At 55.0% G+C, this 7,666-nt stretch carries 7 protein-coding genes; 5 read left to right on the top strand and 2 right to left on the bottom strand.

The genetic code is table 11. The features are described 5' to 3' along the window. Positions 1-406: 406 nt before the first annotated feature. Positions 407-1,228, bottom strand: coding sequence for a transglutaminase-like domain-containing protein (locus LB462_RS29000; RefSeq protein ID WP_224515261.1), 822 nt, complete (start codon positions 1,226-1,228; stop codon positions 407-409). A gap of 87 nt (positions 1,229-1,315) precedes the next feature. Beyond that, positions 1,316-2,200: a transglutaminase family protein gene (locus tag LB462_RS28995; protein WP_224515259.1), complete on the bottom strand. Its 885-nt coding sequence runs from the start codon at positions 2,198-2,200 to the stop codon at positions 1,316-1,318. A gap of 655 nt (positions 2,201-2,855) precedes the next feature. On the opposite strand from LB462_RS28995, the gene LB462_RS31715 reads away from it, so the two are divergent. The 5 genes from LB462_RS31715 (at position 2,856) to LB462_RS28975 (ending at position 7,656) form a co-directional block, all read left to right on the top strand. Continuing rightward, entirely contained in the window at positions 2,856-3,089 is a 234-nt protein-coding gene (locus tag LB462_RS31715; RefSeq protein WP_370637339.1) for a DUF892 family protein, read from the top strand. After that, positions 3,073-3,249, top strand: coding sequence for a DUF892 family protein (locus LB462_RS31710; protein WP_370637338.1), 177 nt, complete (start codon positions 3,073-3,075; stop codon positions 3,247-3,249). The genes LB462_RS31715 and LB462_RS31710 overlap by 17 nt, the downstream gene beginning before the upstream one ends. A gap of 1,285 nt (positions 3,250-4,534) precedes the next feature. Beyond that, the gene (locus LB462_RS28985; protein WP_224515257.1) at positions 4,535-6,115 is read left to right on the top strand and encodes a Fic family protein; all 1,581 of its coding nucleotides are present in this window, start codon (positions 4,535-4,537) and stop codon (positions 6,113-6,115) included. A 687-nt stretch (positions 6,116-6,802) separates the two neighbouring features. Next, positions 6,803-7,282: a DUF2243 domain-containing protein gene (locus LB462_RS28980; RefSeq protein WP_224515276.1), complete on the top strand. Its 480-nt coding sequence runs from the start codon at positions 6,803-6,805 to the stop codon at positions 7,280-7,282. Beyond that, positions 7,168-7,656, top strand: coding sequence for a DUF4142 domain-containing protein (locus LB462_RS28975; RefSeq protein WP_370637337.1), 489 nt, complete (start codon positions 7,168-7,170; stop codon positions 7,654-7,656). Before LB462_RS28980 ends, LB462_RS28975 begins: the two co-directional genes overlap by 115 nt. Positions 7,657-7,666 lie beyond the last annotated feature (10 nt).

Genomic DNA, 7,666 nt, shown 5'->3' with positions numbered 1-7,666 from the left:
CTCCCCGCACACCTCCGTAAAAGCAACGATGCCATAGCGCTTCGTCATCAATGGACGCTCGAGTGGCGGCAGATCTTCGGAAGGCAGGGGATATCTTCGGCGTCGCCGTTCGGCATAACGAAGCTGAGCGGCTCCCTACGCCAAGCGCAACGCCGACAAAGAAGAGGTGCCATAGACGGATATGGCCAGCGACCAGTTCTTGATTATCATAAACTGCGCATCTCTTACCGTTTCCCCGCAGGCTCGGTACCCACGCTATAGGAGACGAAAACGCGGCTGCCGATGCGGTTGATGATTGCTTCAGCCATCCCCGGGATGCGAGAGAAACAAGGCATGGAAAACCTTATCGGTCACTGCGCGTCCCCTCTACCTGTCAACGGGTGCCGCCAGCACGGGCCGTTGACAGTCAGGTCGGATTGGCGGTCGTCACATCCTCTGCAATTACCTCAAAGCGGGTGAGTAACGAGGCACCGAAACTGGTGGATATGGCCACGTCGGTTGCGTCACGCCCAGTGGCCATGAGTATGCGCCCTATGCGCGGCGTGTTGTGGCGGGCATCGACGGTGTGCCAGTGACCGCCAAGATAGACTTCGAACCATGCGCTGAAGTCCATGGGATCCGGATTGAATGGGACGCCGATGTCGCCAAGATACCCCGTGCAATAACGCGCGGGAATGTTCATGCAGCGGCAAAGGGTGATGGCGAGATGGGAAAAATCTCTGCACACGCCTGTCCTGTCCATATATCCGCCATAGGCTGTTCTTAGTGGATCGGCTTTCTGATAGTCGAAGGCTATGTGGTCGTGGACGTAGTCCCGGATCGCCTCAACCCGAGGCCAGCCCAAGGGTGTCGATGAGAACTGCGACCAGGCAAAGTCGCCAAGCCTGTCCGTGTCGCAATAGCGGCTACCGAGGAGGAAGACGAGAACATCGTCGGGCAAATCCTTGATGTCGTGCTGGATGGCATTCCGGGGAATGACGTCTGGCTCGCCGCCGTCATAGATTACGAATTCAGAGGAGATTGTCGTAAGTCCGGGCGGGGCGACAATACGGGTGCAGGCATTGCCAAATCCATCCGTATAACCCCACGCATCGATTGGCTGGTTGAACGTCAGGTTCTGTTCGGTCAGAAGATCGACGCGCCGCGAGGGATGAATATTCAGCACCAGCAACATCGCTGTCGGCTGTAGGCACTCGTATCCCAAGGTGAACCCGGCGCGTATCTTCATCGTCTCTCCTTGATTATAGCCGACTGCCTTGTTGACAATCATGCGGCAACGTCAAGGAGCCACAATGGGTTCCCTACAAATCTTCAATCATGGCATCGTGTCCTCTGTTGTGACATTCACCTGCACCGACATTCCATCATAGTAGGAGGCGTCACCGTCGTAGCTTCCGGTCAGTGGAATGGCTTGCCGCGGGTCGCGGGCAACAGCCACCCGGATCAAATCCCTGTTTCCGACTATCCCATTCGTTGGATCGAATTCCACCCATCCGGCTCCCGGAAGATAGATCTGGCACCACGCATGAGTCGATCCGCCGCCGCGAGTTATCGAGCCATCGCGACTTGGTACGTAAATGTAACCAGTAACAAAGCGCGCCGCTAATCCCAGTGAACGGGCGGCCTCCATCATCAGCACGGCAAAGTCCCGGCAGGTGCCTCGCCGCAGTTGCAAAGTCTGAACAGGGGACTGCGTTCCCCGAGCTGCCCGACGCTCATACACGAAGCTCTCATGAATTCCGTAGCAGAGCGTCATGAGCAGGTGGCCCGTTTCCGTCGGATGGCCGACCCGAACGAACTGTCTGGCCCAGCGGCCGACTTCATCGTCACGATCCGGATAGTGACGCTCAATTGTGTGCTCCAGATCAGCAATCTCATCGTTCGCATAAGCGAAGGGATAGCTGAGCGCCTTTTCGTCAATCTGCAGATCAAGCCCCGCGTCCGGCGTATGGTCGAGGCGAATGTGGCTTTGAAATCTTAACTCCGACGCAGTTGCAGTGACGTCGATGAGCGCGACACAATTGCCGAAGACGTCGTGAATCCAGCGTATTTGTTTGGGCGTTGGTTCGACAACCAATGTTGCCTCCAAAAGGCGCTGGTCAAAACTGTCTCGCGGACGAAACATCAAGCGGTGCTCACCGAAGGCAACTGGTCGCACATAGCGATAGACCGTCGAATGTCTAACCGAAAAAATCGTCATGGTTCACTTTGCTGAAAGTCGTTTTTGCCGCAACAATTGATCATCATTGACGTATCCGATGCCTAAACGTTCGTGCCATTAGGTTGTTAAAAGCATGTCAGTGAACTCAATGGCTGACAATGAGCCTGCGTCCGCAATCCTTCGTGATATGACAACCCCCATGAAAACGCTGGCGACTCCCAGTATCGTAATGAAGCTTTTCGACAAGCCATGCGCGATGCGATAGCGGTGGCAGCAAAGGCGGCCGACGAGGAGGTCACCGTTTCTACCATTGCCGCGGCTCGAGATAGGATTTCGTGCTAGAATGATGACATCGTCGGCAATTTACGTGTTCGGAACATCATTCCTCACCAAGGTTTGTACCGCGTTTGAGATTCCGGCTCTTCGGCAGGGGCCTGGCGCTCAATCCTCTCCGGGGTAAACCTCGGGCCTCATCTTTTGTTAACCATACAGGCGCACGCTGCAACGACTGACGGTCGCATTTCCATCAGCACCCGACCTGCTCTTGTATCGAGTATCCGGCAGGCCGGGACATCGGCTTGTTCTGACCGCCCAGCGATTCTGACAGCACTCCGAAGGTCAAACCTCTCCGGTGCAAAGCAGGGGAACAATCTTCACCCAGCTTTGTTAGCGGATTTTGGATGGAGGACATTCAATGACTGCTGCAGATAAAATGCTGAATGATTGGCTGCGTGATGCGCACGCTATGGAAGAGCAAGCGCTTACTATGCTCAAGGGTCAACAAAGCCGTCTGGAAAACTATCCGGAACTTCGCGAGCGCATTAATGAACATATAGCCGAAACCGAGCGGCATGCGCAAATGATTCGAAGTTGTCTTGAGCGTCGAAATACTGCCACCTCAGGTATGAAGGATGCCGGGGCTTGCTGAGGCAGCCAACTTTGTCGGCGACGACCAGACACACCAAATTTGCGAAGAGATTTTGACAGAAGAAGAGGCCATGGCACAATGGCTGGCAGATCACGCTGGCGAAGTCACGCGAACGTTCCTGAAGAGGGAATCGACAGACGCAGAGACGGCTAAGCGATAGCTAAACGCCGATGGCGGTTGCTGGGGAGACGATATGGTTCGAATCTTTGTTCATCCCACACTGGCGAACTCTTGGAAGCGGGCCTCATCTTGGCGTCTCGAACGCGGTGCTGACCGGTCGCTGCGATCGCAAGTCGCTTCGGGTCACGCATGCCTTCCTTAAAAAACTTGATGATTGTCCCCCAGGTCCAAGTTTCCATAGATTGAACGAGAGTGTGTTTGAAGGAAGGATGCCACCGCCATATTGTGAGCATAGGGCAAGATGTGGCATTCCTCAGACGTGTATTTTTGATCGTGGAAGAATTTATACGTAGCGCAGCTCACTGTAAGGCGGGAGCACGTCGCATCTCTCCAGCCCCAGCTGGCAAAAGTGCACTGACGACAAGCAAACTTCTGCCACATAGGCGGGGGTGTCAATTGTGCGACAACCGCCGGTACGCAAGTGGCTTCTAGAGGACATAGTGCCACGCAGGTTTTCACAGCCGATATTCTTCAAACTCTAAACGTGGAGGCGACGCAGTTAAATGGACGTTTGGAGCGCTGCGAAGCCACACGACTTATCTGCGCCTACCGACAAAAGTTCCATCTGACAGTCCAATATTGTGTACCACTTGCGGTAACTATATTGGCAGGTGGCATGAAGTCGAAAGCAGTTTTATGGTAGCAACCGCCACCAAAGTTTTACGAACATGCCTAATCCAATTGCATCGGAAGCGACCCTTCAATGTACAAGGGAATGCGACTGCCGACGCGAAAGCCAAGGCTTCGGAATACAAGCGGTATGTACGTGCGCTGGAATTGTATCGCGAATTCTACAGGCGGACGGGGCAACGCTACGAAGCAGTGCCCGAGGCGATCCGATCCCTGCCGTATTTGTCAGAAGGATTCAGCATCTGAAGCGGCCCACGTTAACGTTCGAAAGCGTTCGGATTTTAGGGATAAGGGCTGCACAATGAACCCTGCAGGTGAGAACAGGGCAATCTGGCGTGCATTAACACGCCATTGTCGTTTCACATCGATGCCGACACGCTTCTTGCTTGTCTGCTACTGCAAAACACCGAAAGGCAGTGGCGTCCACATGTTCGCGCGTTCTTTGCGGGAGGTTGCAACGAAGTTAGCTCTAGGAGTTAAAAAGTAACGTTTTTCATCGATTGGATGACATTAGGAACATTTCGTGGGATGCCGGAACGTTTTTCCCGGAATTCGTTGTAATTTGCTCATCTGTGGACAGTTTTCATAGGATCAGGCTATAAAGGTACGAATTTCTTGGCGCGGGAACGTTTTTCATGATACCCACCTTCTCTGGCCCTAGCACAACACTCTTCGATGATTGGTTGCCGGAGGAGGCGACTCCTGCGGGATACGTCGCCTTGATCGATGCATACCGTCTGGATGTGACCATCCCATGGACACGATCCGCCACGTCCTCCCGACACCGTGAGTACACGCAGGATGGGTGGAGGATTTTCACGCAGCGACACGCTCCGGAAGCAACGCTGGTCGGGCACCTGACGTTCGCGTTGAAATACGAAGGGGTCGACCTTCTGGTGTTGAAACGCCTTTTTCAGGCGACAGGTCCCGCGCCGATCCAGCAGCTTCTCAACGATGCTCCATCCGGAGCGTACACCCGTCGGATCGCTCACCTGTACGAATGGCTGTTCGACGAGCGCCTCGACGCGCCGGACTCCGCCGGAGGTCGCTATGTCGAGGTGATTGACTCCGACCTCCAGTTCGCAGGTACCGGAACGACCTCCCGCCGATTCAGGGTGAAGGACAACATTCCCGGTACCAGGGAATTCTGTCCGCTCGTCCGTAAGACCGATAGCCTGAACGCCATTGCATCCGCTGACCTGTCGCATCGCGCGGCGGAAGTCATCGCGCAAATATCGCCTGACATCCTTCGCCGAGCAGCCGCTTTTCTTCTTCTGGAGGACACGAAATCGACGTTCGAGATCGAGGGAGAAAGGCCAAGCAACGATCGGCTCCATCGATGGGGACGGGCCGTCTCGCAGGCGGGCAAACACCCGATCAGCAGGGTGGAACTGGAACGACTTCAGCGCATCGTTCTCGAAGGTGCCGGTGCCGTGAAACTCGGCCTGAGGGAAGAGGAAGGCTTCATCGGTCGCCATGACCGATCGACGCATGAGCCGATCCCAAGCCACATCAGCGCACGTGCAGACGACGTTCCGTCCTTGGTCGAGGGCCTGATCGCGTACGACGCGCTCGACTCTGCGCACATGCCGCCCATCGTGGCCGCGGCCACGCTCTCATTCGGCTTCGTGTTCATCCACCCGTTCGCGGACGGCAATGGGCGACTGCATCGGTACCTGATCCATCACGTCTTGGCGCAGTCCGGTTTCAGCCCGAAAGGAATGATCTTCCCCGTCTCGTCCGTGATGAATGACGAGATCGATGCCTATCTGTCCGCTCTCGAATCATACTCCTCCCGCATCCTGCCTCTCGTGAAGTGGAGGCCTACGCCGGATGGCAACGTGGCCATCGACAACGATACGGCCGACTTCTACCGCTACTTCGACGCGACGATCCAGACCGAGTTTCTAGCGCATTGCATCATCCGGACCATCGAGCACGACCTGCCGCGCGAAGTCCGCTATCTGGAGGCACACGATCTTTTCAAGGCGTCCGTCAAACGCTCGATGGATATCGAAGGCCGCCTCGAGGAACTGGCATTCAGCTTCCTCCAGAGCGGGTCGGGAAAATTCTCGAAGCGGGCGCGGATGCGTGAACTCGCATCCTTGGGAGATGAGCGTCTCGATGCCCTCGAAAGCTTATATGAAGCGGCCTTCGCACAGGCGGACGAGCGTTTGGACGGAGAAGCGAGCGATGAGATTTGGAGGCGCAAATAAGCTTTTCTTGGAAGGCTAGCTCATTCCTCACATGGAGAGTAGTTGAGTCAAGAGTATAATCAGCACCAGTTGCCATCTGGCGAAAGTTAACAGGATCCATGGCCCGAACCCTTTGCATGACACGGTCTGCAAGCAGACCTATCCACCTCACATACGGTCGCCCCTCGCAGCGGCCGCACCAAATCCCGCTTGCGGCGGTCGGGGCTCAGGAGACGAGACCATTCTAAATTCTCGGCTTGTGAAGGCATAGTAGCAAGCGGTCCGTCGCCTGGATCCGCCAGGACTGATCGGGTCCTGGAAGATTGCATACCCTTGGCGTGGGACGAGCTCGGTCCCTCAATTGGTCCTGACTACTTCACGGTGGACAACGCGCCAACTCGCATAGCTGCATTAAGGCTGGATCCTTGGGAAGATTTCCACGCCACAGCAGAACCGTTAAGAGCGACTAATACCTTCCGCAGGAAAATCTGGCGATGGCGCAACAGCTTGCGAAATCATCTTTGCATGCATCCCCAGAGTAAATTGGCTGACGCTTCCAACCGTGCTCGCACCATTTGACATTGAGGCCTTGGGGAACGTCTGCGCTGCGGAATAGTTACTGACGGACCCAGGCGGTTGGATCAAAATGAACACAAGCATGAGCCAAGCTGAGGAAAAGAACCAAGCCTCTGGACAAGCGCCCAAAGCATTTCCAGTGTTGGGAGGGTACTCCTCGGCCTCGGTCTTGGAGGTTTTTTCGACGGGATTGTTCTGCACCAGATATTGCAATGGCACCACATGGCAACCAGTGCGGGATATCCCGCCGACAGCGTTGAAAATCTGGAATTCAATACAATGCTCGACGGCGTATTCCACGCCGGAACGTATGTGTTCACGGTCTCAGGATTGATCGTCTTGTGGAATACTGCGCGCAAACGACATTTTCGGTGGTCGGCAGCTCAACTTTTGGCAACCATGCTGATTGGCTTTGGTTTGTTCAATTTGATCGAGGGTTTCGTTGACCATCATCTGCTCGGCCTTCACCATGTCAACGAAACCGTACGGCATGAACTTTGGGTTTACTGGGATATTGGCTTCCTTATTTGGGGAGCCGTCATGCTGCTTACAGGATTGGCACTTTTACGAAGAGGACGAGCTTCTCAATTGAAGCTGCCCCCTTATTCCTAACGGCATGGGCAAGTCAGCCTTGTCAAAACAGACGTGCATCAGCCACGAAAAAGTTCGCAGAGGATATGATCGCTGACCATACCAAGGCCGGCCAGGAAATGATGCCGGCTGCCAAAGCGGACAAGGTCAAGGTTCCGGAGAAACTCGATCAAAAACATCAAGCCAGATTGGACGCGCTAAAGGCCGCGGACAAATCAGCTTTTGACGCAATGTACCGGGCGGAACAGCTGAAGGCGCACGAAACAGCTGCTGCCTTGTTCTCCGATTACGCGAAAAACGGCGAAAAAGGCGGGCTAAAGACCTTTGCCGCCAAAACGCTTCCGACGCTGGAGCAACATCTGGCTGAGGTGCAGAAAATGAAGGTGGCGCTGTAGGAGGACATCG

It is taken from the genome of Phyllobacterium chamaecytisi (genome assembly GCF_020164455.1).
Classification (GTDB): domain Bacteria; phylum Pseudomonadota; class Alphaproteobacteria; order Rhizobiales; family Rhizobiaceae; genus Phyllobacterium; species Phyllobacterium chamaecytisi.
The sequence above is the reverse complement of the archived record's forward strand: the minus strand, read 5'-3'. Positions and strand labels throughout refer to the sequence as shown.